This is a genomic window from Isoptericola sp. b515 (assembly GCF_030588125.1).
Lineage (GTDB): Bacteria > Actinomycetota > Actinomycetes > Actinomycetales > Cellulomonadaceae > Isoptericola > Isoptericola sediminis.
Genome location: NZ_JAUQYR010000005.1, coordinates 90845 through 113588 on the forward strand (window position 1 = coordinate 90845; position 22744 = coordinate 113588).

At 75.2% G+C, this 22744-nt stretch carries 21 protein-coding genes; 11 read left to right on the forward strand and 10 right to left on the reverse strand.

All coding sequences use genetic code 11. The features are described 5' to 3' along the window. Nucleotides 1-16: 16 nt before the first annotated feature. Nucleotides 17-1168, forward strand: a complete 1152-nt coding sequence (locus Q6350_RS14270; protein WP_305066537.1) for a ThuA domain-containing protein — start codon at nt 17-19, stop codon at nt 1166-1168. Here Q6350_RS14270 and Q6350_RS14275 read toward each other — a convergent pair. Next, complete coding sequence (locus tag Q6350_RS14275; protein ID WP_304603894.1) at nt 1134-2558, reverse strand: NAD-dependent malic enzyme; 1425 nt, start codon at nt 2556-2558, stop codon at nt 1134-1136. The genes Q6350_RS14270 and Q6350_RS14275 overlap by 35 nt on opposite strands. 118 nt (nt 2559-2676) lie before the next feature. Between Q6350_RS14275 and Q6350_RS14280 the strand changes: the two genes are divergently transcribed. Then, nucleotides 2677-3558 carry an aminoglycoside phosphotransferase family protein gene (locus Q6350_RS14280; RefSeq protein WP_305066539.1) on the forward strand — a complete coding sequence of 294 codons (882 nt, stop codon included), beginning with the start codon at nt 2677-2679 and terminating at the stop codon, nt 3556-3558. A gap of 3 nt (nt 3559-3561) precedes the next feature. Here Q6350_RS14280 and Q6350_RS14285 read toward each other — a convergent pair whose 3' ends face one another. Then, nucleotides 3562-4581, reverse strand: coding sequence for an LLM class flavin-dependent oxidoreductase (locus tag Q6350_RS14285; RefSeq protein ID WP_305066628.1), 1020 nt, complete (start codon nt 4579-4581; stop codon nt 3562-3564). A gap of 72 nt (nt 4582-4653) precedes the next feature. Here Q6350_RS14285 and Q6350_RS14290 point away from each other — a divergent pair, with 72 nt between their 5' ends. The 6 genes from Q6350_RS14290 to Q6350_RS14315 all read left to right on the forward strand — a co-directional run bounded on the left by Q6350_RS14290 (nt 4654) and on the right by Q6350_RS14315 (nt 9730). After that, nucleotides 4654-5445 (forward strand): alpha/beta fold hydrolase, encoded by a 792-nt coding sequence (locus Q6350_RS14290; RefSeq protein WP_304603896.1) that lies wholly within the window; start codon nt 4654-4656, stop codon nt 5443-5445. A 46-nt stretch (nt 5446-5491) separates the two neighbouring features. Further along, complete coding sequence (locus Q6350_RS14295; protein ID WP_304604447.1) at nt 5492-5998, forward strand: GNAT family N-acetyltransferase; 507 nt, start codon at nt 5492-5494, stop codon at nt 5996-5998. Between the two features lie 52 nt (nt 5999-6050). Continuing rightward, nucleotides 6051-6584: a DinB family protein gene (locus Q6350_RS14300; protein ID WP_304603897.1), complete on the forward strand. Its 534-nt coding sequence runs from the start codon at nt 6051-6053 to the stop codon at nt 6582-6584. Between the two features lie 88 nt (nt 6585-6672). Next, nucleotides 6673-7062 (forward strand): hypothetical protein, encoded by a 390-nt coding sequence (locus tag Q6350_RS14305; protein WP_304603898.1) that lies wholly within the window; start codon nt 6673-6675, stop codon nt 7060-7062. 75 nt (nt 7063-7137) lie between these two features. Next, nucleotides 7138-8595 (forward strand): tyrosine-type recombinase/integrase, encoded by a 1458-nt coding sequence (locus Q6350_RS14310; RefSeq protein WP_305066540.1) that lies wholly within the window; start codon nt 7138-7140, stop codon nt 8593-8595. Between the two features lie 106 nt (nt 8596-8701). After that, nucleotides 8702-9730: a DNA-binding protein gene (locus Q6350_RS14315; RefSeq protein WP_305066541.1), complete on the forward strand. Its 1029-nt coding sequence runs from the start codon at nt 8702-8704 to the stop codon at nt 9728-9730. 16 nt (nt 9731-9746) lie between these two features. Here the strand turns inward: Q6350_RS14315 and Q6350_RS14320 are convergent, their stop codons facing one another. Beyond that, the gene (locus tag Q6350_RS14320) at nt 9747-10304 is read right to left on the reverse strand and encodes an Lrp/AsnC family transcriptional regulator (protein WP_304607680.1); all 558 of its coding nucleotides are present in this window, start codon (nt 10302-10304) and stop codon (nt 9747-9749) included. Between the two features lie 131 nt (nt 10305-10435). Between Q6350_RS14320 and ald the strand changes: the two genes are divergently transcribed. Together ald and Q6350_RS14330 are read left to right on the forward strand one after the other, a co-directional pair. Beyond that, nucleotides 10436-11548, forward strand: a complete 1113-nt coding sequence (ald, locus tag Q6350_RS14325) for an alanine dehydrogenase (protein ID WP_304607681.1) — start codon at nt 10436-10438, stop codon at nt 11546-11548. Then, nucleotides 11545-12021: a hypothetical protein gene (locus tag Q6350_RS14330; RefSeq protein WP_304603903.1), complete on the forward strand. Its 477-nt coding sequence runs from the start codon at nt 11545-11547 to the stop codon at nt 12019-12021. Before ald ends, Q6350_RS14330 begins: the two co-directional genes overlap by 4 nt. A 25-nt stretch (nt 12022-12046) precedes the next feature. Here Q6350_RS14330 and galE read toward each other — a convergent pair whose 3' ends face one another. Genes galE through Q6350_RS14345 form a run of 3 tightly spaced genes read right to left on the reverse strand, consistent with a single transcriptional unit; the run spans nt 12047 to nt 14895 of the window. Then, nucleotides 12047-13069 (reverse strand): UDP-glucose 4-epimerase GalE, encoded by a 1023-nt coding sequence (gene galE / locus Q6350_RS14335; RefSeq protein WP_304603904.1) that lies wholly within the window; start codon nt 13067-13069, stop codon nt 12047-12049. Nucleotides 13070-13117: 48 nt separating this feature from the next. After that, the gene (locus Q6350_RS14340) at nt 13118-13738 is read right to left on the reverse strand and encodes an FMN reductase (RefSeq protein WP_171245785.1); all 621 of its coding nucleotides are present in this window, start codon (nt 13736-13738) and stop codon (nt 13118-13120) included. Beyond that, a complete protein-coding gene (locus tag Q6350_RS14345; RefSeq protein ID WP_171245784.1) occupies nt 13735-14895 on the reverse strand; it encodes an LLM class flavin-dependent oxidoreductase in 1161 nt (386 codons plus the stop codon). The genes Q6350_RS14340 and Q6350_RS14345 overlap by 4 nt, the downstream gene beginning before the upstream one ends. Nucleotides 14896-15189: 294 nt before the next feature. On the opposite strand from Q6350_RS14345, the gene Q6350_RS14350 reads away from it, so the two are divergent. Next, nucleotides 15190-15534 carry an RNA polymerase-binding protein RbpA gene (locus Q6350_RS14350; RefSeq protein WP_171245783.1) on the forward strand — a complete coding sequence of 115 codons (345 nt, stop codon included), beginning with the start codon at nt 15190-15192 and terminating at the stop codon, nt 15532-15534. Nucleotides 15535-15647: 113 nt separating this feature from the next. Here the strand turns inward: Q6350_RS14350 and Q6350_RS14355 are convergent, their stop codons facing one another. From Q6350_RS14355 to Q6350_RS14370, 4 genes are read right to left on the reverse strand one after another with little or no spacing between them, the layout of a single operon-like run. Further along, on the reverse strand, nt 15648-16403 hold the full coding sequence (locus tag Q6350_RS14355; protein ID WP_304603905.1) for a polyprenol monophosphomannose synthase: 756 nt from the start codon (nt 16401-16403) through the stop codon (nt 15648-15650). Next, a complete protein-coding gene (gene lnt, locus Q6350_RS14360) occupies nt 16400-18163 on the reverse strand; it encodes an apolipoprotein N-acyltransferase (protein WP_305066542.1) in 1764 nt (587 codons plus the stop codon). The genes Q6350_RS14355 and lnt overlap by 4 nt, the downstream gene beginning before the upstream one ends. A 4-nt stretch (nt 18164-18167) precedes the next feature. Further along, nucleotides 18168-19829 carry an amidohydrolase gene (locus Q6350_RS14365; protein WP_305066543.1) on the reverse strand — a complete coding sequence of 554 codons (1662 nt, stop codon included), beginning with the start codon at nt 19827-19829 and terminating at the stop codon, nt 18168-18170. A gap of 53 nt (nt 19830-19882) precedes the next feature. Further along, nucleotides 19883-22732 (reverse strand): RNA helicase, encoded by a 2850-nt coding sequence (locus tag Q6350_RS14370; protein ID WP_304603908.1) that lies wholly within the window; start codon nt 22730-22732, stop codon nt 19883-19885. Between the last annotated feature and the right edge of the window lie 12 nt (nt 22733-22744).

Below are 22744 nucleotides of genomic sequence, written 5' to 3' on the forward strand. Positions count from 1 at the left end.
CGCGCAAGGGAGCGCCATGACCACCTCGACCCGTCCTCGCCGCCTCGTCTCCGCGCTGGCCACGTCCGCCGTCGCCGTCGGGCTCTGCTCGGCGGCCACCGCCCCGGCCGCGGCCGCCGAGCCCGGGCTGGAGGAGATCCTCGTCGTCGGCAAGACCCTCGGGTTCCGGCACTCGCACATCGACGAGACCACCCACGCCCTGATCGACCTCGGTGCCGAGCACGGCTACGAGGTCGACGTGTGGGACCCGCCCAACGACTCCGGCGGCTGGTGGGGGCCTGGCTCGCCCGGCCAGCCGGACCTGACGATGGACAGCACGCCGTTCACGACCGCCGCGGACCTGGCCCGCTACGACTCGATCGTGTTCGTCTCCCCGGTGGACAACACCAACAACCTCGACCCCGCCCAGCCCCGGCTGCTGGACGAGACCGAGATCGCCGCCCTGCAGGGCTACGTCCACGCCGGTGGCGGCGTGGTCGGCCTGCACGCCGCCACCGACACCATGCACACCTCGAGCTGGTTCACCCGGCTCATCGGCGGCGGGGCACGGTTCGCCGGGCACCCGCGCCAGCAGACCGCCACCATGCGCGTGGAGAACCCGGCCCACCCCTCGATGACGGACGTGCCCGCCACCTGGGAGCGCTGGGACGAGTGGTACAACTACACGCTCAACCCGCGCGGCGAGGTCCAGGTGCTCATGACCCTGGACGAGGACACCTACGACGGCGGCACGATGGGCGACGACCACCCCATCGCGTGGTGCCAGAACTTCGAGGGGGGCCGCTCCTGGCACCAGGGCGCCGGGCACGTCGACGAGGCGTGGTCGGACCCGACGTTCCTGACCTCGGTGCTGCGCGGCATCCGGTGGACGGCCGGGACGGTCAGCGGCGGCGGCGACTGCGTCACCTTCGGCGAGGTCGACGCCCTGGTGGCCGACCTGCCCGCCGCCACGGCGCGCGACCGGGTCGCCGTGGACCAGCTCGAGCGCCGGCTCGCCACCGCGCGGGCGCAGGCCGAGGCCGGCGAGCACGGCGCCGCGGTGCGCACGCTGCGCCCGGCCACGGCCCTGGCCGACGCGCTCGTGGCCGACGGCGCCACCGCCGGGCACCTGTCCGGCAAGGTCGCCGACCTGGTCACCTGGCAGCAGGCCCTCGCCACGACGTCCTGACCCGCCGCCCGCCGGCCGCGACGGTGCGCACCGCCTCGGCCACGGACTCGGCCACCCGGTGGTCGAACACCCCGGGGATGACGAAGGCGCTGTTGAGCTCGTCGTCGGCGACCACCCCGGCGATCGCCAGCGCGGCCACGCGCATCAGCTCGTCGGTGATCTCGGTGGCGCCGGAGTCCAGCAGGCCGCGGAACAGCCCGGGGAAGGCCAGCACGTTGTTGATCTGGTTGGGGTGGTCCGAGCGGCCGGTGGCCACCACGGTGGCGTGCTCGGAGGCGGCCACCGGGTCGACCTCGGGGGTGGGGTTGGCCAGCGCGAACACGATCGCGTCGTCGGCCATGCGGGCGATGTCGGCGCCGGTGAGGATGTCCCCGGCGGAGACGCCGATGAACACGTCGGCCCCGGCCAGCCCGTCGCGCAGGGAGCCGGTGAACCCCTCGGGGTTGGTGTGCTCGGCGATCCAGGCGCGGTGCGGGTCGCCGTGCTCCTCGCCGGGGTGCAGCGCCCCGGTGCGCCCGAAGGCGACGATGTGCCGGGCGCCCTGGGCGCGCAGCAGCCGGATGATGGCGTTGCCGGCCGCGCCCACCCCGGAGACGACCACGCGCACCTGGGAGATGTGCTTGTCCACCACCTTCAGGGCGTTGACCAGGGCCGCCAGCACCACGATCGCGGTGCCGTGCTGGTCGTCGTGGAAGACGGGGATGTCGAGCTCGGCGCGCAGCCGGGCCTCGATCTCGAAGCAGCGCGGGGCGGCGATGTCCTCGAGGTTCACCCCGCCGTACACCGGGGCGAGCGCCTTGACGATCGCCACGATCTCGTCGGTGTCGGTGGTGTCCAGGCACACGGGCCAGGCGTCCACCCCGCCGAACTGCTTGAACAGCGCCGCCTTGCCCTCCATCACCGGCAGCGCCGCGGCCGGGCCGATGTCGCCCAGGCCGAGCACCGCCGTGCCGTCGGTGACCACCGCGACGGTGTTGCGCTTGATCGTCAGCCGGCGCGCGTCCTCGGGGTTGTCGGCGATGGCGGTGCACACCCGCGCCACGCCCGGGGTGTAGGCGCGCGACAGGTCGCGCCGGGTGGTGATCGGGGACTTGACCGCCACCTCGATCTTGCCGCCCAGGTGCAGCAGGAACGTCGAGTCCGACCACTTGAGCACGTGCACGCCCTCGAGCTCCTCGAGCCGCGCCGCGATCCGGTCGCCGTGCTCGGCGTCGACGGTGTCGCAGGTCAGGTCCACGACCAGGCCGTGCGCGGTGGAGTGGGCGACGTCGACGCCGGTCACCGCCGCCCCGGTGTCCGCGACGGCGGCGACCACGGTGCTCGAGGCCCGCTGGGAGGCCGGGACCTGCACGCGCAGGGTGATGGTGTAGCTGGGGCTGGGCAGGGCCACGGTGCTTCCTTCCGCGACGGCCACGGTGCCGCCGGGTCGAGGTCGGGTCGGGGCCACAGTATGGCGCGCCCGCCACCCCGGCGCGCACCCCCGTCCCGCGGGTCGATATCGTGCCCCGATGACGTGCGAGCCGCAGGGACCCGACCCCGCCGTCCGCGACGTCGTGGCCGGCTGGCTCGGACCCGTCCGCGTCGTGGCCGCCCACTCCCGGGGGTCGACCGGCACCGGCGTGTGGCAGGTGCGGGCCGCCGACGGCACCCTGGCGGCGGTCAGGCGCTACCGCGACATGGACGGGCGCTTCGGGCGCGAGCTGGCCGCGCACACCGAGGTCCTGGACGACCTGACCGGCCAGGACCGCTTCCCCCGCCTGCTCGGCGCCGACCGCGAGCAGCGCCTGCTCGCGCTCGGCTGGCTGCCGGGCCGCCCGGCCGAGGGCCACCCCGCCGCGGAGCGGCCCGAGACCTACCGGCAGGCCGGGATGCTGCTGGCCCGGCTGCACGCGACCGGGTCGCGCGTGGACGGCGACTGGGAGGCCGCCCAGGACGCCCGCACGCTCGCCCTGCTCGACGACGACCACCGCATCGCGCCCGCCGCGGTGGCCGCGCTGCGCCGCGCGATCGCCGCGCACGAGCACCCGCCGGTGCGCGTGGTCCCCACCCACGGCGACTTCGTGCCCCGCCGCTGGCTGCTCGACGACGCCGGACTGCTGCGCGTGGTCGGCTTCGGGCGGTACGGGTGGCGCCCGCCGGTGGCCGACCTGGCCCGCCTGGACGCCCGGGAGCTCACCGGTCGGGCCGACCTGCGCGCCGCCGTCGTCGAGGGCTACGGCGCCGACCCCTTCCACGGCCCGACCTGGCGCCGGGCGCGGCTGCGCGAGGCGGTCCGCACCGCCGTGCGGGCCCACCGGGCCGGGGCGCGCGCCCTGGAGGCCCGCGGCCACCGGCTCATCGACGCGGCGCTCGCCGACGCCGCGGCCGACGCGCCGGCGGCCGCCTGCTGAGGCTCAGCGCCAGCCGAGCTGCGGGGCCACGTGCCGCACCACGTTCTCGATGACGTGGGCGTTGTAGTCCACCCCGAGCTGGTTGGGCACCGTCAGCAGCAGGGTGTCCGCGGCCGCGACCGCCGTGTCCCCGGCGAGGTCCGCCACGACCTGGTCGACCTCCCCGGCGTAGGTCTTGCCGAACCGCGCCCGGCCGCCCTCGAGCATGCCCACCTGGTCGGTGGAGCGCGTCTCCAGGCCGAAGTAGGCCCGGTCGCGGTCGTCGGTGATCGGGAAGACCGACCGGGACACCGACACCCGCGGGGCGTGCGCGTGCCCGGCCGCGGCCCAGGCGTCGCGGAACCGCCGGATCTGCTCGGCCTGCAGCTCGTGGAACGGCACGCCCGTGTCCTCGGTCAGCAGCGTCGAGCTCATGAGGTGCATGCCCTGGGCCGCCGCCCACTCGGCCGTCGCCCGCGAGCCCGCACCCCACCAGATGCGCTCGCGCAGGCCCGGCGCGTGCGGCTCCAGGCGCAGCAGGCCCGGCGGGTTGGGGAACATCGGGCGCGGGTTCGGCTCGGCGAACCCCTGGCCGGACAGCAGCTCCAGGAACCGGGCGGTGTGCCGGCGGGCCATGTCCGCGTCCGACTCCCCCGGCGCCGGGACGTGGTCGAAGTGCCGGTAGCCCTCGATGACCTGCTCCGGGCTGCCGCGCGAGATCCCCAGCTGCAGCCGCCCGCCGGCGATGAGGTCCGCCGCCCCGGCGTCCTCGGTCATGTAGGCGGGGTTCTCGTAGCGCATGTCGATCACCCCCGTGCCGATCTCGATGCGGCGCGTGCGCGCCCCCACGGCCGCCAGCAGCGGGAACGGGCTGGCCAGCTGGCGGGCGAAGTGGTGCACCCGGAAGTAGGCGCCGTCGGCACCCAGCTCCTCGGCCGCCTCGGCCAGATCGATCGACTGCGCGAGCACGTCCGCCGCGCTGCGGGTGGCCGAGGACGGGTGGTCGGTCCAGTGGCCGAAGGACAGGAAACCGATGTGCTTCATGTCCATGACAACCGATGGACCGGCGCGGCATTCCCGGGTGCGATCCGCCCCCACGCCTCCTAGCGTGGGGTCATGCTGCTCGCCCACGACGTCACCGGCACCGGTCCGCACGCCCTTCTGCTGCACGCCGGGGTCGCCGACCGGCACATGTGGGACCCCGTCATGACGGGTCTGAGCCAGGTCTTCCGCGTCCTGCGGCCCGACCTGCGCGGCTTCGGCGAGACCCCGCTGCCCGCCGAGGACTACGTCGACGCCGACGACGTGGCCGAGGTCATGGACGCCTGCGGCATCGAGGACGCCGTCGTGGTCGGCAACAGCCTCGGCGCGCGCGTGGCCCTCGAGCTCGCGAGCCGCCACCCCGACCGCGTGCGCGAGCTCGTGCTCATCTCCCCCGCCTACCCCGACCTGCCGCCGAGCGCCGCCCTGCGCGACTTCATCGCCCACGAGGAGACGCTGCTGGACGCCGGGGACCTGGACGCCGCCGTGGCGCTCAACGTCGACACCTGGCTGGGGCCCGACGCCGACGACGAGACCCGGGCCGCGCTGGCACGCATGCAGCACCGCGCCTTCGACATCCAGCTCGCCGCCGAGACCGACGCCCACGCCCGCGGCGCCGCCGCCGGCACCCCGCGACCCGTCGACGTCGACCTGCACCGCATCCACGTGCCCACCCTCGTGGTCACCGGCGGCCACGACATGGACCACTTCCGGGCCGTGGCCGCGCGCCTGGTCGAGTCCATCCCCGGCGCCGAGCTGCTCGCCCTGGACTGGGCCGGGCACCTGCCCACCCTGGAGAACCCCGACGCCATCGAGCCGCTGCTGCTGGACGTGCTGCGCGACGACCCCACCGTGCACGCTCCCTGAGACTCCCCGCGCCGCCGTCACACCCGCTCAACACGCGCCAGGGATGATGGCCTGCGTGAACATCGCCGTCGACTCCCCCGCCCGCGCGGACGTGCGCGCCCTGCTCGAGGAGCACCTCGCCGAGATGCACGCCACCTCCCCGCCGGAGTCCGTGCACGCCCTCGACCCGGTGGCGCTCGCGGGCCCGGCCGTGACGTTCCTGACCGCGCGCAGCGACGAGACCGGGCAGTTGCTCGGCTGCGGGGCGCTCAGCGAGCTCGACCCGGGCCCGGGCGGGCACGGGGAGATCAAGTCGATGCGCACCGCCCGCGGGGCGCGCGGGCTCGGGGTCGCCACCCGCCTGCTGGGCGAGCTGATGACCCTGGCCGCCGAGCGCGGGTACACCCGCGTGAGCCTGGAGACCGGCGCCGAGGACTTCTTCGCCCCGGCCCGGCGCATCTACACCCGGCACGGGTTCGTCGAGTGCGAGCCGTTCGCCACTTACGTGCCGGACCCGAACAGCGTTTTCATGACGTTCGCCTTGCCTGTCCCGCCTCCTGAGGACGGTCGCTGAACGGCGGCGTGCCGCCGTCGCGGCCCGGCAGCGGGCCGATAGCGTCAGGCGTATGCCGACGATCACCGGTTCCGCCGACCGGACCCGCACCCCGCAGGTCGGGGACGAGCGGGAGACGCTGCTGAGCATGCTCGCCTTCCAGCGCGACACGATCCGGTGGAAGTGCTCCGGGCTGAGTTCCGAACAGCTCGCCCAGCGGCATGCCCCGAGCGCGCTCACCCTCGGCGGTCTGCTCAAGCACCTGGCCGTCGTCGAGGCGGGCTGGGTCAACCTGACCTTCGCCGGCGGTGTGGAGGCGCCGTCCTGGCTCGACCAGTGGCAGCGCGAGAACGAGGGCTGGACATTCACCACGGCCGCGGCGGACTCCCCGGCGCAGCTGTTCGCCTGGCTCGACGAGTCGCAGCGCGTCACCGAGCAGATCGTGGCCAGCGCGGCAGGGCTCGACGTCCTCGCGGTGAACCCACCCGAGGGCGAGGGGCCGTACTCGCTGCGGTGGATCCTGCTGCACCTGGTCCAGGAGTACGCCCGGCACCTGGGGCACGCCGACCTGATCCGCGAGGCGATCGACGGCTCCGTGGGCGTCTAGGACCGGGCTGACCACCGGTCGGCGTTTCGCCCCCGGCCGCACACGGCGCGCCGCTAGCGTGGAAGTCGGCCCGTCGAGAGGTGGCAGCGTGGACGAGACGTTCGACCACGTCAACGGTCTGCCCTACTACGACCGCCAGGGGCGGCGGATCTCCCATGCGGAATGGCTCGACCACATGGCGGACTTCGAGTTCAGGGGGGTGGCCTTCGACGCGCTCGGCCGCTACCAGGTGTCGACCGTGTGGCTGGGCACCGACAACTGGCGCGGACTGCCCGTCGCGCGCCCGCTGATCTTCGAGACCATGGTCTTCCCGGTGCTCAAGCCGTCCCTCCCCGGCGTCAGGGGGCCGGACTACGGACCACCGTGCACGACACGGCGGTACGCCACCGAGGCCGAGGCGCTCGCCGGGCACGACCAGATCCTCGCGGAGTTCCGCATCCTGCGGGCCATGGAGGACGACCTCGCCGCCGAGCCCTGAGCAACTCGCACCGACCCTTGTCCTCCACGGCGTCGCCGCAGGTCATCGCCGTGACCGGGCCAGTAGGCTCCCCCCATGGCCTACACCGAGAAGCGCACCGGAGCCGGCGGCACGACGTCGTACGTAGGGCGCTTCCGCATCGACGGCCGTCTGCGCAGCACCCGGGCGTTCCGGGACCGACGTGACGCGCTGGCCGAGGCCCGCCGGGCCGAGGAGGCGGGCAAGCGCGGGGACTGGGTCGACCCGCGGTCCGGCACGCTGACCGTGGCCGAGTGGTTCGAGGCCTGGCAGGCCGCCCGCGCCGACCGCGCCCCGCGCACCCTGGAGTCCGAGCGCGAACGGTTCCGGACCCTGGTCGCCCCCGCCTTCGGCCAGGAGCCGCTGCGCCGGGTGACGCACGACGACGTCGCCCGGTGGGCGGTCGAGATGCGCCCGCACGGGGCCGCCGAGCCGGCCTCCCCCGCCCGGCGTCGTGACGCGGTGCGACTGCTGGTGGCGCTGCTGGACGCCGCGGTGGACGCCCGCCGACTGACGGCCAACCCGGCCCGCACCCCCTCGGGGCGCGTGCCGTCCCTGCCGCGCGCGCCCAAGACCAAGCCGCACCGGTACCTGTCCCACGAACAGCTGCGCCGCGCGGCCGACGCGACCGCCTCCGCCCCGGCGCGCACGCTGGTGCTGCTGGCCGGGCTGACCGGGCTGCGCTGGGGCGAGGTCTCGGCCCTGCGCACCGGGGACGTGGACCTGCTGCGGCGACGCGTCACCATCGAGCGCGCCTACACCCGCCTGGACGACGGCACCCTGCTGCTCGGCAGCACCAAGACCCACGCGCGCCGCGAGGTGCCGGTCCCGAGCGTGCTGGAGCCCCAGCTCGCCGAGCGGCTCGGCGGCCGCCCGGGCACCGCGCTGCTGTTCACCGCGCGCGACGGCGGCCCGCTGCGCCGCGAGTCCTTCGACCGGCACGCCTTCCGCCCGGCCGTGCGCGCCGCCGGCACCGCGGTGAGCACGCTCCAGGAGCTGCTCGGGCTGCCCGCCACCGGGATCTACGACACGACCACCCTGACCGCCGTGCGCCGGGTCCAGGCCGATCAGGACCTGCCGGTCACCGGCGTCGTGGACGCCGCCACCTGGGCGGTGCTGGTCGAGGCCGACCGCACCCGCCGCGACGGCCTGACCCGCGGCCAGAAGATCGCCCGCACCCGGCGCCTGGAGGCCGTGGCCCGCGTCACCCTGCGCGCCGGCGCCGAGGACTTCGCCCCGCTGACCCTGCACGACCTGCGGCACACCGCCGCCTCGTTGGCGATCGCCAGCGGCGCGAGCGTCAAGGCCGTCCAGCGCATGCTCGGCCACGAGTCCCCCGTCCTGACCCTGCGCACCTACGCGGGGCTGTTCGAGGACGACCTCGACCGCCTCGGCGAGTCGATGTCCGCGCAGTTCGCCGCGCACGACCCGGCAGACGCTGCTCACGATGTGCTCACCGATGGTGCAGATGCACCTTTTGGGTTGGTTGACCTGACCGCCCGCGCAGCGCGCTGAACTGCGCAAATGCTCTCCGTACGGCATTCCCCCGCATTCTTGCGCACCCGCTTTGGAAAAGCGGGTGTCGGTAGTTGGTCAGGAGGAGTAGCGGTAGGATTGCATCATGACTACTCCTCCTCCGGTCCTCTCGTCCGTCACACCCTCCGAGGACGACGGCCGCCCGGCGGACGACGCCGCCGACGCTCCCCCGGCACCGGTCACCGCCCGGGAGCGGGTGTTCGCCGCGGCCGACGCGCTGCTGGCGGACGACGAGCCGGTGACGGTCAGCACCGTGCGTGAGCGGGCGGGGTGCTCCAACGCCACGGCCACCACGCACCTGCGCGCCTGGCGGACGCAGCGCGCCGAGGACGCCGCCGACGCGGCGCGCCTGCCGGAGCTGCCGCGGTCGGTCGAGCTGCTGGTCGAGCGCGGGGTCGCCGGCCTCTGGGGCGAGGCGGTGCGACGGGCGCGCGACGAGCACGCCGAGGAGACCGCGACGCTGCAGGAGCGTGCGGCCTCGGCGCGTGAGGACGCCGACCGGCTGGCCCGCGCCGCCGACACCGCGGCCGCCGAGCGGGACGAGGCCCGCGCCGACCTCGCCGAGGCACGGGCCGAGACCCAGCGGCTGCGGAACCTCCTGGACGAGGCCGGGCTCGCCCGCGAGCAGGCGGCCGCCGCGGCGCGTCGGGCCGAGGGTCAGGCCGAGGAGCTGCGTGCCGAGCTGGCACGGGCGCACGCCGAGACCGCGGCGCTGCGCGAGGACCTCACCGCCGCGGTGGACGCCCGCTCGGCCGCGGCCGAGCAGCGCGCCGAGGCGCGCGCCGCGCTGAGCGGCGTCCAGGAGACGCTGGCCGAGGCCCGCTCCGCGCTGGAGTCGGTGCGCGGCGAGCACCGGCGCGGCGAGGACGAGCGGGCCCGTCTGGCCGCCGAGCTCACCGCGGCCCGGTCCGCGAGCGACCGGCTCGAGGGCGAGGCCGCCCGGCTGCGCGACGAGCTGGCCGCGGCCCGGTCCCGCGCGGACGACGCCGCCCGCGACGGGGCGGCCCAGGCGGCGGCCCGGGCGCGGGCCGAGGGCGAGCTCGCCGGGCTGCGCGCGTCGGCGACCGCGGCGGAGGGGACGGGGGACCCGGACACCCCGGAGGCGACGGCCTGAGCCGACGCCCGGGGGCTCAGTACCAGCCGCCGCGGGTGTGCTGGAAGATCAGGTTCGTCTCGGTCAGCGCCACCCCGGGGTTGGCCGAGAGGTTCTCGATGACGAACTCGTTGAGCACGTCCGTGTCCGGGGCGGTGACGTGCACGAAGAAGTCGTGGGCGCCGCCCAGCAGGTAGACGTCCAGCACACCCGGCAGCCTCGCCAGCTCGCGGGCGAACGCCGGCAGGTGCGACCGCGCCGCCCCCTGCATGCGCACGGCGATGACGGCCTGCAGGGGCCGGCCCGCCAGCGCCGGGTCGACGTCCGCGTGGAACCCGCGGATGACGCCCTCGTCCCGCAGGCGCCGCACCCGGGTCAGACAGGTCGACGGCGCGATGCCGACCTGGGCGGCCAGGGCGTTGTTCGGCACGCGGGCGTCCTCGGCCAGCGCCGCCAGCAGCCGGTGGTCGATCGCGTCCAGGCGCACCGCCGCGCGGGCGCGCCGCTCCAGACCCGGTGCGGCCTCGGGCCGGGACCGAACATCCTGCGAACGGGATGTGCGCGACGCCCGCGTGGACGAAGAACTCGATGCCATCCATCGACGGTACCGAAGAAACCGCTGATCTGACCGCACACACCGAACGGAGGCGGCACACTGGAGGTGAGCGCCGTCACATCCGGTCGGCGCGTCCGTGCTCGCGATCCGAGCCGACCGAGAGGGCCACGATGGACGTCGCCGTCCCGAAGGAAGTCAAGAACCACGAAGACCGCGTCGCCATCACCCCGGCCGGCGTGCACGAGCTCGTCACGCGCGGACACACCGTGCACGTCCAGGCCGGTGCCGGCCTCGGCGCGGGCATCACCGACGCCCAGTACGCCGAGGAGGGCGCCCGCATCGTCGAGGGCGCCGCCGCGACCTGGGCGGCCGGCGAGATGGTGCTCAAGGTCAAGGAACCCGTCGCCGAGGAGTACCACCTCCTGCGCGAGGACCAGCTGCTGTTCACCTACCTGCACCTCGCCGCGGACAAGGCCCTCACCGAGGAGCTGCTCGCCCGGCGCGTCACCTCCGTGGCCTACGAGACCGTCCAGCACGCCGACGGCTTCCTGCCGCTGCTGGCCCCGATGTCCGAGGTCGCGGGCCGGCTCGCCACCCAGGTCGGGGCGGCCACCCTGCAGAACGCCGCCGGCGGCCGCGGGGTGCTGCTCGGCGGCGTGCCCGGCGTGCCGGCCGCGCAGGTCGTCATCATCGGTGCCGGCACCTCGGGGATGAACGCCGCCCGCATCGCCGTGGGCATGGGCGCCCACGTCACCCTGCTGGACACCAACGTCGACGTGCTGCGCGCCGCGGACCGCGAGTTCGCCGGCCGCGTGCAGACGCTGACCTCCAACCGGCTCAGCCTGCGCCAGGCCGTGCTCGAGGCCGACCTGGTCATCGGCGCCGTCCTGCTGCCCGGCGCCAAGGCCCCCGTCCTGGTGCCCAACGAGCTCGTGGCCCAGATGCGGCCCGGTGCGGTGCTGGTCGACATCGCGATCGACCAGGGCGGCTGCTTCGCGGACTCGCGGCCCACGACCCACGACCAGCCCACCTACCCGGTGCACGACACCGTGTTCTACTGCGTGGCCAACATGCCCGGCGCCGTGCCGCGCACCTCCACCTACGCCCTGACCAACGTCACGCTGCCCTACGCCGTGGCGCTCGCGGACTCGGGCTGGCGCGAGGCGCTGCGCGCCGACGCCGCGCTCGCGCGCGGGCTCAACACCCACGCCGGTCACATCACGCACGCGGGGGTCGCCCAGGCCCACGGCCTGGACCACCGCGAGGTCGCCGGGGTGCTGTGAGCCGACCCCGCCGCGGATCGACGCCCGCGCCCGGCACCGCCGGTCGCGGGCGTCCGCGCGCTCCGGCGGCGCTCGTCCTGGCCGGCGTCGTGCTGGCCGGGTGCCAGCCGGCCGGCCCGGACGACGGCGACGGCGCCCCGTCCTCCGCGACGACGGCGGACGCCCAGCGCCACCCGGACGTGCTGGAGGTGGTGGCCGACTGCTCGGGCGAGACCTGCGACCTCGAGGTCACGATGAGCTCGCCGTACGACACCCCCGAGCGGTACGCTGACGGCTGGCGGGTGCTGACCCCCGACGGCACCGAGCTGGCGGTGCACACGCTGGCCCACGACCACGCCGGCGAGCAGCCGTTCACGCGCACCCAGCGCGGCGTCGAGATCCCGCGGGAGGTCGAGGCGGTCGTCGTCGAGGGGCGCGACCAGGTCCACGGCTTCGGCGGGCGGACCGTGACGGTGACCCTGCCCGACCGCTGAGCCCGCGCGCCGACGTCGTTCCTGGTCAGGCGTCCGGGAAGCCCTGCGGGTTGGCCTGCTGCCAGCGCCAGGTGTCGGCGCACATGTCGTCGATCGTCTTGTGCGCACGCCAGCCCAGCTCGGTGTGCGCCCGCGTGGGGTCGGCCCAGAACGCCGGCAGGTCACCGGCGCGGCGCGGACCGATCTCGTAGGGCAGCTCGCGGCCGGTCGCGCGCTCGAAGGCGTGCAGCATCTGCAGCACCGAGGTGCCGGTGCCGGTGCCGAGGTTGAACGCCCGCACCGGCTCGACCATCGCGTCGAGGTGCTCCAGGGCGGCCACGTGCCCGGCGGCGAGGTCCTCGACGTGCAGGTAGTCGCGCTCGCAGGTGCCGTCCGCGGTCGGGTAGTCGTCGCCGAACACCGTCAGGCGCTCGCGGCGGCCCACCGCCACCTGGGCGATGAACGGCATGAGGTTGTTCGGGATGCCCTGGGGGTCCTCGCCGATCTGGCCCGACGGGTGGGCGCCGACGGGGTTGAAGTAGCGCAGCAGCGCCACCCGCAGCCCGTCGGTGGCGGCGGCGACGTCGGTCATGATGCGCTCGATCATGACCTTCGTCTGCCCGTACGGCGAGGAGGAGGACAGGTGCTCGTAGTCCTCGACGTACGGCACCGGGGCGTGCTCGCCGTAGACGGTCGCCGAGGAGGAGAACACCAGCCGGTGCACGTCGTGGCGGCGCATCGCCTCCAGCAGCGACAGCGTGGAGTCGATGTTGTTGCGGTAGTACGCCAGCGGCTTGGCCACGGACTCCCCCACCGCCTTGAACCCGGCGAAGTGCACGACCGCGTCGAAGGTCTCGTGGGCGAACAGCCGCTCGGTCTTCTCGGCGTCGGTCAGGTCGATCGCGTGCACCGGCACGTGCCGGCCGGACAGGGCCTCCAGCCGGCCGATGACGCTCGGCTTGGCGTTGGAGAAGTCGTCGACCACGACGACGTCGTGGCCGGAGGCCAGCAGGGACAGGACCGTGTGGGAACCGATGTAGCCGGCTCCGCCGGAGACCAGGACGCGCATGGGCCCGAGCGTACCCGGACCTGCGCGTCCGCCCCGACGGCGGACCGGTCAGGAGCCGCCGAGCAGCTCGGCGAAGTCGGGGGTGTCGCCGAACGGGTCGTCCTGCGGGCCCGCGGCCGGGCGGGCGCCCACGGCCTCGGCGAGCTCGCGGCCCGCCCGCGCGATGCGGCGCGGCAGGGCGCCGTCGTCGTCCTGGCCGGCCCAGTCGTCGGTGGCCGCGAAGACCGCGGTGGGCACCACCTGGGCGCGCAGGTAGGTCAGCAGCGGGCGCATCGAGTAGTCCAGCGCCAGGGAGTGCCGCGCGGTGCCGCCGGTCGCCCCGAGCAGCACCGGCGTCCCGGTCAGGGCGTCGGGGTCGACGATGTCGAGGAACGACTTGAACAGCCCCGAGTAGGTCGTGGTGAACAGCGGGCTGACCAGGACCAGGCCGTCGGCGTTCGTGACGGTGTCCAGGGCGTCGGCGAGGTCGCCGGCGGGGAACCGGGTCAGCATCGCGTCGACGATGGCGTGCGCGTGCTCGCGCAGCTCGACGACCTCGACGTCGACCTCGTGCCCGGCGGCGCGCAGCTCGTCGGCGGCGGCGCCGGCCAGCCGGTCGGCGAGCAGCCGGGTCGAGGACGGCTGGGACAGCCCCGCGGTGACGACCGCGAGGGTGCGGCGGGTGCTCATCGGAGGACCTCCTCGGCTCGGGTGCCGGTCACGGCGTCGCCGCCGTCGCCGACGTGCGTGGCGCCGGAGCGGCCGGCCGTGCGGGCGGCGGCGACGCGTTCGGCGTGGGTGGGCGGGTTCAGCGGCACGTCCTCGGCGGGCCGCTTGGCCTCGACGATCGTGCGCAGCGCGGGCACGATCTCCTCGGCCAGCAGGTCGATCTGCTCCAGGACGGTCTTCAGGGGCAGGCCGGCGTGGTCGATGAGGAACATCTGGCGCTGGTAGTAGCCGACGTCCTCGACGAACGCGCCGTAGCGGTCGATGACCTGCTGGGGCGAGCCGACGGTCAGCGGCGTCTGGGCGGAGAAGTCCTCCAGGCTCGGGCCGTGGCCGTAGACCGGCGCGACGTCGAAGTAGGGGCGGAACTCGCGCACCGCGTCCTGGGAGTTCTTGCGCACGAACACCTGGCCGCCCAGGCCCACGATCGCCTGGTCGGCACGCCCGTGGCCGTGGTGCTCGTAGCGCTGGCGGTAGAACCGCACCATCTGCTTGGTGTGGTGCATGGGCCAGAAGATGTTGTTGTGCAGGAACCCGTCGCCGTAGTAGGCGGCCTGCTCGGCGATCTCCGGGGACCGGATGGAGCCGTGCCAGACGAACGGCGGCACCCCGTCCAAGGGCCGCGGGGTGGAGGTGAAGCCCTGCAGCGGGGTGCGGAACTGCCCGCTCCAGTCCACGACGTCCTCGGTCCACAGCCGGCGCAGCAGCGCGTAGTTCTCGATCGCGAGCGGGATGCCGTTGCGGATGTCCTGGCCGAACCAGGGGTAGACGGGACCGGTGTTGCCGCGGCCCATCATCAGGTCCATGCGGCCGTCGGAGACGACCTGGAGCATCGCGTACTCCTCGGCCAGGCGCACCGGGTCGTTGGTGGTGATCAGGGTGGTGGCCGTGGACAGCGTGATGTTCTCGGTGACGCCGGCCAGGTAGCCGAGCAGCGTGGTGGGGCTCGAGGCCACGAACGGCGGGTTGTGGTGCTCGCCGGTGGCGAAGACGTCCAGGCCCGCGGCGTCGGCGTGCCGGGCGATGGTCAGCATCGAGCGCACCCGCTCGGTGTCGTCCGGGGTGCGGCCGGTGGTGGGGTCCGTCGTGACGTCCGAGACGGAGAAGATGCCGAACTGCACGTTGCACTCCTGTCGGTCCTCTGCATGCGTTTGCATGCACTCGCGCCAACCCGTCGGTGCCGTCGATTGTTCCCGGCGCACGCCCCGCCCGGGTGACGTCACCCACACCAGGGTGCCGCACAAGGCTCTCGACTTGCGAGCGGGGGCGGTCCTCGCCACATTGGGTCCCGTCGCCGGACCCGGAACCCGAGGAGCCGGTACGCTTCACCGGACCTTCACGCCCGGGCGGAACAACCGCCGTCGGCGGCGCGTTGGATCCCACGGCCCCCTGAAACCCGACCTGTGGAGGACGACATGCCCGACCGCTCTCTGCGTGGCATGAGCATCGGCAGCAAGAGCATGGAGTCCGACGAGGGCGTGGACTTCGCCCCGCGATTCCAGGCGCACTACGACTGCCCCAACGGCCACACCATCATCCTGCCGTTCTCCACCGACGCCGAGGTTCCCCCGATCTGGGAGTGCCAGTGCGGTGGGGAGGCCCTGCTGCGGGACGCGGAGCGTCCCGACGCCAAGCCGACCAAGCCGCAGCGCACCCACTGGGACATGCTGCTCGAGCGCCGCACCGTCTCCGAGCTCGAGGAGCTCCTCGACGAGCGGCTCGAGCTGCTGCGCGCCGGCAAGCTGCGCCGCTCGGCCTGACGTCGGCCGGCCCGGCGCCCGGCTCGACACGCACGATCAAGGGCGGCCCTCCCGCGGGAGGGCCGCCCTTCGTCGTGCCCGGCACCGCCGGTCGGGCGGGCGCCGGGGCGCGGTCAGGGGCGCCGCCGCCCGCCGGGCAGCAGCCGGCGCAGCTGGCGGCCGCGGTGCGCCAGGCCCCACGCGGTCACCTTCGTCAGCGCCTCGACCACGATCGCCCGCGACATCTTCGACTCCCCCACCGTGCGCTCGACGAACGTGATCGGCACCTCGGCGACGGTGCCGCCGCCGCGCAGCACCCGCCAGGTCATGTCCACCTGGAAGCAGTAGCCGTGCGACTCCACGGCGGCCAGGTCGATCGCCCGCAGCGTGTCCGCCCGGAAGGCGCGGAACCCCCCGGTGGCGTCCCGCACGGCCACGCCCAGCAGCAGCCGCACGTAGGTGTTGCCGCCGCGGGAGAGCAGCTGGCGGTGCCACGGCCAGTTCACGACCCGGCCCCCGGGCACCCAGCGCGAGCCGAGCACCAGACCGGGGGCGTCGGGGTCCGCCGCACGGTCCAGCAGCCGTGACAGCTCCTCGGGCCGGTGGGAGCCGTCGGCGTCCATCTCGCACAGCACGTCGTAGCCGCGCCCGAGCCCCCAGCCGAACCCGGCGACGTAGGCCGCGCCGAGCCCGCCCTTGCCGGTGCGGTGCAGCACGTGCACCCGTGGGTCCCGGGCCGCGACCTCCTCGGCCCATCGCCCGGTGCCGTCCGGCGAGGCGTCGTCGACCACCAGCACGTCCACGTCCGGCTGCGCGGTGCGCAGCCGTTCCAGCGTGCCCGGCAGCGACTCGCGTTCGTCGTACGTGGGGATGATGACCAGCGTGCTCACGACTCTCCTCCCGCGCGACGGCGGCTGACGAGGGCCGAGACCGCACCGGCGGCCACGAGCAGCACGGCCGCGGCCTCCACGACGATCCCCGGCCCCTCCCCGGCGCGCACCGCCGGGGTCATGGTGGTGCGCAGCGGCAGCTCCGCCACGAGCTGGTCGGCGGTGAACAGGTCGGTCGCCGCCACCAGCGTGCCGTCCGGTGCCACGACGCCCGAGACCCCCACGGTGGAGATCTGCACCGCCGCGCGACCGGTGGTCATCGCCTGCATGCGGGTCATGGCCAGCTGCTGGGTGGACTCCGCGGTGTACCCGAACGAGGCGTTGTTCGTCGGGACCACCAGCACCTGCGCACCGCGCCGCACCGCGTCCCGCACGATCTCGTCGTAGGCGACCTCGAAGCAGATCGCCGTGGCCATCGGCACCGTGGGCCCGTCCGAGCGCGGCAGGTCGACCACGGCCGGCTCGGTGCCCGCCAGCATGTCGTTGGTGACCCGGTCCACCTGGGCCGAGAACAGCCGCACGAACCCGCGCAGCGGGATGTACTCCCCGAACGGGGCCGGGTGCTGCTTGGCGTACCGGTCGATCACCCCGGCCCCCGGCTGCCACAGCAGGGACACGTTGTACCGGCCACCGGTCTCGGGGTACTCCTGGGCGCCCACCAGGATCGGGGCGCCCACCCGCGCCGCGGCCGCGTCGAGCGCCGCGGCGACGTCCTCGGCCTCCTGCGGGTCCAGGTCCGATCCGTTCTCCGGCCACAGCACCACGTCGAGGTCGAGGTCGCGGCCGGCCAGCGCGTCGGTGCCGTCCAGGTGGTTGGTCAGCACCTCGGCCCGGTTGGCGAACGACCCCAGGCCGGGTTCGGCCACGTTGCCCTGCACCGCGCCGGCCCGCAGCACGGGGCCCGGTCCCTCATGGGTGGCCGTGCCCGCGTCCACCACGACCGTGTCCAGGTCCGCGGTCGCCACCGGCTCCGGCGGCACGGGGCCGGCCGGCAGCGGCAGCGCCGCCGGCGCCACCGCCAGGACCACCGCGCCGAGCACGCCGGCCCCGGCACCCAGCAGCGCCGGCCGCACCGCACGACCCGCCCGCCGGGCACGGACCGCCGCCAGCGCCCGGCCCGCGGCCACCGCACCGAGCACCCCGACCAGCGCCACCAGCAACGAGACCGCGACCGTTCCGCCCAGCCAGGCCGCCCGTCCGGTCGGGGCGTCCACCATCGTCCAGGCCAGCCGGCCCCACGGGAAGCCGCCGAACGGCACCTGCGAGCGGGCCTGCTCCACCCCGACGAACAGCACCGCGAACGCCGCCGCGTGCCCGAGCGTGCGCAGCACCGCGGTCGCGGCGGACGCGCCCGGGTCCGGCAGGGCCAGCGCCGGCCAGCGGCGCGCCCACGTCCACACCGCCCCCAGCAGCGCCCAGAACGCCGCCTGCAGGGTGGCCAGCGCCAGCCACGGCACGGTGTCCGTGGCGAAGTTCGCCCACCAGATGTGCGGCAACCAGAACGACCAGCCGGCCACCAGCCCCACCAGCGCGTTCCACGCGGCCGCGCGCCGGCCCGTGCGGCGCCAGGCCGCGAACAGCAGGCCCACCGCCACGAACGCCGCCGGCCAGGCCCCCACGTCGGGGAAAGCGGTCCACAGCACCACCCCGGCGGCGACGCCCAGCAGCAGCGTCGCCGACCGCGACGTCATCCAGGACGCCGGCGCGCCGGAGGCGCTCGCGGACGCGGGGGACGGGGCGGGATCGGTCACGGTGCTCATCCGGTCAGCCGTCGAGCACGTCGTGCAGCACGACGCCGTCCCGCACGGTGCGCAGGCACTGCGGGGCCGGCGCGTCCTCGGACAGGTCCGGCAGCAGCGGCTGGCCGGCACGCGCCTCGGGGTTCCACTGCGACAGCCGGCCCGGTGCGGACTGCACGGCCAGCGACCCGGTGCGCCACACCGCCAGGTGCGCCGGTGCACCGACGCGCAGCTCGCCGGCACCGGTGTGGTCCAGCCCGGCCAGGCGCCAGCCGCCGCGGGAGTGGGCGCGGAACGCCGAGCGGGCGCTGACCCGCTGGGAGGGGTCCGCGTGCCCGATCGCCGCGCGGACCGCCTGCCAGGGGTCCAGCGGGGTCACCGGACTGTCGGACCCGAACGCGATCGGCACCCCCGCCCCGGCCAGGTCCGCGAACGGCGACAGGTTCGCCGCGCGCGGCCCGCCGAGCCGCGTGGTGTACATGCCGTCCGGGCCGCCCCAGGTCGAGTCGTACGCCGGCTGGATCGACAGCCCCATGCCGTACAGCAGCAGTGAGGCCAGGGCCGCGGCGTCCACGAACAGGGCGTGCTCGATGCGGTGGTGCCCGCCGCGCAGCGTGGCGGCGTCCGCGCGGCCCACCGCGACCTCCAGCCCCTCGACGAGCTCGTCCATGGCCCGGTCGCCCACGACGTGCAGGCCGCCCTGGACCCCGGCGGCCGAGCAGGCCAGCAGGTGGGTGGCGATCTGGTCGGCCGACAGGTACAGCCGGCCGGTGCGCTCGCGGGCCTCCGACGGCAGGTCCGTGTAGGGCGAGGTCAGGGCCGCGGTGCGCGAACCGAGGGTGCCGTCCACGGTCAGGTCCCCGCCGATGCCGGTCAGGAACGGCAGCTCGGCCAGCAGCGCCCGGGCGTCCTCGGGACCGGTGCACAGCTCGGCGCGGTAGGCGGTCACGTGCGGCAGCCGCTGGTCGGGGTCGGCGGCGAGCGACATCAGCGCGGTCAGGCCCTCGCGGGTGTCCACGTGCGGGGTGCTCATCTCGTGCACGGCCACGATGCCGCGCGCGGCGGCCTGCGACAGCGCCCGGCGGTACAGCGTCTCGCGGCGCGCGGGGTCCAGGTCGTGCACGGCGGCGCGGGCGCTCGCGTACGCCTGCCCGCCGACGAGCCCGGTGCCGTCCCAGTCCGGGGTGCGGTCCAGGCCGGTGCGGGCGGCGAGCGAGGACGAGGCCAGCGCGCTGTGTCCGTCGACGCGCACCGCGAGCGTGGGCCGTCCCCCGGTGGCGGCGTCCAGCTCGCTCAGCCAGGGGGCGCGACCCTCGGGCCAGGCGCCCTCGTCCCACCCGAGGGCGAGCAGGATCTGCTGCCCGCCGGGGTCGGCGGCGTCCAGGTCGCGGGCGGCGGCCGCCAGGCGGTCCAGGGCGGCGGCCAGGGTGTGGCCGCCGGCGGCCGGGGACAGGTCGACGCCCGCGGCGGTCAGCCCCGTCTCGAGGGTGTGCACGTGGGCGTCGACGAACCCGGGAGTGACCAGCGCGCCGTTGAGGTCGACGACCTCGTCGGCACGGGCGGCCAGACCGGCGGCGGTGTCCTCGGCGCCGAGCCAGGCCACCACCCCGTCGTCGACGAGCAGGGCCTCGGCGAACGGGTCCGCGGCCGAGTGGACGACACCGTTGCGGTACAGGGTGGAGGTCACGGCCGAAAGCCTAGGGCACCGCGGGGGTGCCCCGGGGAACCGGCGGCCCGGGATCAGACCGTGGAGTGCGCCACGACACCGCGCAGCACCGCGTCCTGGGCGGCCCGCGCCCGGCCCCGCAGCGGCGGCCCGGCGGCCGCGGCGAGCTGGTCGAGCACGTCGACGACCTGCTTGCACCAGCGCACGAAGTCACCCGCCGCGATGTCGGTGCCGCGCAGCACCGTGTCGAGGCTGGCGCCCGAGGCCCACTGGTGCACGGGGGCGGTCAGCGCGGTGTCCAGGGTGCCGGTCACCTCCAGGCGATGGGCGGCCTCCAGCTCGGTGACACGGGCCCACACGGCGGCGGTCGCGTCCACGGCGTCGGCGAGCCGGCGCCCCGGCACCCCCGCCAGACCGGTCTGGGCCTCCTCACGCCGCCCGGCGTACACCACCACCGACACGGCGGCGGCCAGCTCGGCGGGTCGCAGCTCGTCCCACACGCCCTGGCGCAGGCACTCGGCCAGCAGCAGGTCGTCCTCGGCGTACAGCCGGCCCAGCCGACGTCCGGACTCGGTGACCTGCAGCCCGTCGTCGCCGCGGTGCAGGTAGTCCAGCTCGGTCAGCACGTCGCAGATCCGGTCGAACGTGCGGGCGATGGACCCGGTGCGGCCCTCGATGCGCCGGACCAGCGCGTCCTGCTCGCGGGCGAGCGTCTCGGCGCGCTGGGCCCACCGCAGGTGGTCCTCCCGCTCCGGGCAGCCGTGGACCGGGTGGGCGCGCAGGTCGCCGCGCAGCCGCTGCAGCTCGCGGTCGGAGGCGACGTCACCGCCCCGCTCGCGCGCCTCGCGCCCGGCCGGGTCGTTACCGGGGGCGGACCGCTCCCCCAGCGCGTTGCGCAGGCTGGAGGCCAGGTCCCGCCGGTCGGCGGGCCGGCGGGAGTTGAAGCTCTTCGGGATGCGCACCCGGGTCACGGTGCGCACCCCGTCGGGGGTGTCGGCGACGGTGAGCTTCTTGACCTGCCGCTCCTGGGTCAGCACCGTCGGGCGCGGCCCGTCGAAGCCGCCCTCGTCGCCGCCGGGGTCCAGCACGACCACGAAGCCGCGCCGCCGACCCGACGGCACCTCGGCGACGTCGCCGCGCCGCAGCCGCGACAGCGAGTCGATCGCGTCGGCGCGGCGCGCCCCCTTGGCGGCGCGGGACAGCTCCTTCTCCCGGGCGGTGATGGCCCGCCGGATCGTGAGGTAGCCCTCGACGTCGCCGTGCTCGCAGTGCGCGGCGCCGCGGTAGCCCTCCAGCGCCTCGGCGTGCGCCTGGGCCTGCTTGGCCAGGTCGACCACGCCCCGGTCGGCCTGGAACTGCGCGAAGCTGGTCTCCAGCACCTCGCGGGCACGTTCGGCGCCGACCTGGCCGACGAGGTTGACCGCCATGTTGTACGTCGGGCGGAAGCTGGAGCGCAGCGGGTACAGCCGGCGCGAGGCGAGCCCGGCCAGGGCGACCGGGTCCAGGCCCACGTGGTCGACGACGACGGCGTGGCCCTCGACGTCGATGCCGCGCCGTCCGGCGCGTCCGGTCAGCTGGGTGTACTCCCCCGGCGTGATGGGCTGGTGGGCGGTGCCGTCGAACTTCACCAGCTTCTCCAGCACCACCGACCGGGCGGGCATGTTGATGCCGAGCGCGAGCGTCTCGGTGGCGAACACGACCTTGACCAGCCCGCGGGCGAACAGCTCCTCGACGGTCTCCTTGAACACCGGCAGCAGCCCGGCGTGGTGGGCGGCCACGCCCCGTGCCAGCGCGTGCTGCCACTGCCAGAAGCCCAGCACCTCCAGGTCCTCGGGCGGCACGGTGACCGTGCGCTCCTCGATCACCCGGCGGATCTCGGCCTCCTCCTCGGCGTTGGTCAGGCGCAGCCCGGCGCGCAGGCACTGCTCGACGGCGCCCTCGCAGCCGGCGCGGGAGAAGATGAAGTAGATCGCCGGCAGCAGGGCGTCCTCGTCGAGCGCCTCGACCACGGCGTACCGGCGCGGCACGCGGCGCTGCGGGACCACGCCCTGGTCGCCGCCGCGCCCGCCGCGACCGCGGTAGCCGCGGTCCCCGCGGCCACGGCGTCGGGCGCCCGGCGCGGACCCGGCGCGGCCGTGCGTGCGGAACAGCCGGGCCAGGTCGGGGTCGATCGGCGGGTTGGTGCCGGGGTCGGTGGGGTCGACGTGCCCCGCGTACAGGTCGAACAGGCGCGGGTGCCCGCGCGGCTCGTCCGGGGCGGTGATGACGTGCTGCCACAGCGGCACCGGGCGGTGCTCGCTGACCACCACGGCGGTGTCGCCGCGCACGGTGGCGAGCCAGTCGCCGAACTCCTCGGCGTTGGACACCGTCGCCGACAGCGAGACGAGCTGGACGTGGTCGGGCAGGTGGATGATGACCTCCTCCCACACCGGGCCGCGGAACCGGTCGGCGAGGTAGTGCACCTCGTCCATCACCACGTAGGCCAGCCCCTCCAGCGTGGTCGAGCCGGCGTAGAGCATGTTGCGCAGCACCTCGGTGGTCATCACGACCACCGGCGCGTCGCCGTTGATGGAGGTGTCGCCGGTCAGCAGCCCGACGGCGTCGACGCCGTGCCGGTCGACGAGGTCGTGGTACTTCTGGTTGCTCAGCGCCTTGATGGGCGTGGTGTAGAAGGTCTTGCCGCCGCGGGCGAGCGCCAGGTGCACGGCGAACTCGCCGACCACGGTCTTGCCGGCGCCGGTGGGGGCCGCCACCAGGACGCCGCGGCCGCGCTCCAGGGCGGCGCAGGCCTCGGCCTGGAAGTCGTCGAGCTCGAAGTCGACCAGGGAGCGGAACCGGCCGAGCTCCCCGGCCTCGGCCCGCGCGCGGGCCGAGCGGGCCCGGGCGGCGGCGTAACGTTCGGCGGGGCTGGGTACTGCCGTCATGCCGTCAGCCTA

Coding starts and splice junctions, on each gene's coding strand:
- Q6350_RS14270 (WP_305066537.1), top strand. CDS start 17: ATGACCACCTCGACCCGTCCTCGCCGCCTCGTCTCCGCGCTGGCCACG.
- Q6350_RS14280 (WP_305066539.1), top strand. CDS start 2,677: ATGACGTGCGAGCCGCAGGGACCCGACCCCGCCGTCCGCGACGTCGTG.
- Q6350_RS14285 (WP_305066628.1), bottom strand. CDS start 4,581: ATGAAGCACATCGGTTTCCTGTCCTTCGGCCACTGGACCGACCACCCG.
- Q6350_RS14290 (WP_304603896.1), top strand. CDS start 4,654: ATGCTGCTCGCCCACGACGTCACCGGCACCGGTCCGCACGCCCTTCTG.
- Q6350_RS14295 (WP_304604447.1), top strand. CDS start 5,492: ATGGCCTGCGTGAACATCGCCGTCGACTCCCCCGCCCGCGCGGACGTG.
- Q6350_RS14300 (WP_304603897.1), top strand. CDS start 6,051: ATGCCGACGATCACCGGTTCCGCCGACCGGACCCGCACCCCGCAGGTC.
- Q6350_RS14310 (WP_305066540.1), top strand. CDS start 7,138: ATGGCCTACACCGAGAAGCGCACCGGAGCCGGCGGCACGACGTCGTAC.
- Q6350_RS14315 (WP_305066541.1), top strand. CDS start 8,702: ATGACTACTCCTCCTCCGGTCCTCTCGTCCGTCACACCCTCCGAGGAC.
- Q6350_RS14320 (WP_304607680.1), bottom strand. CDS start 10,304: ATGGCATCGAGTTCTTCGTCCACGCGGGCGTCGCGCACATCCCGTTCG.
- ald (WP_304607681.1), top strand. CDS start 10,436: ATGGACGTCGCCGTCCCGAAGGAAGTCAAGAACCACGAAGACCGCGTC.
- galE (WP_304603904.1), bottom strand. CDS start 13,069: ATGCGCGTCCTGGTCTCCGGCGGAGCCGGCTACATCGGTTCCCACACG.
- Q6350_RS14340 (WP_171245785.1), bottom strand. CDS start 13,738: ATGAGCACCCGCCGCACCCTCGCGGTCGTCACCGCGGGGCTGTCCCAG.
- Q6350_RS14350 (WP_171245783.1), top strand. CDS start 15,190: ATGCCCGACCGCTCTCTGCGTGGCATGAGCATCGGCAGCAAGAGCATG.
- lnt (WP_305066542.1), bottom strand. CDS start 18,163: ATGAGCACCGTGACCGATCCCGCCCCGTCCCCCGCGTCCGCGAGCGCC.
- Q6350_RS14370 (WP_304603908.1), bottom strand. CDS start 22,732: ATGACGGCAGTACCCAGCCCCGCCGAACGTTACGCCGCCGCCCGGGCC.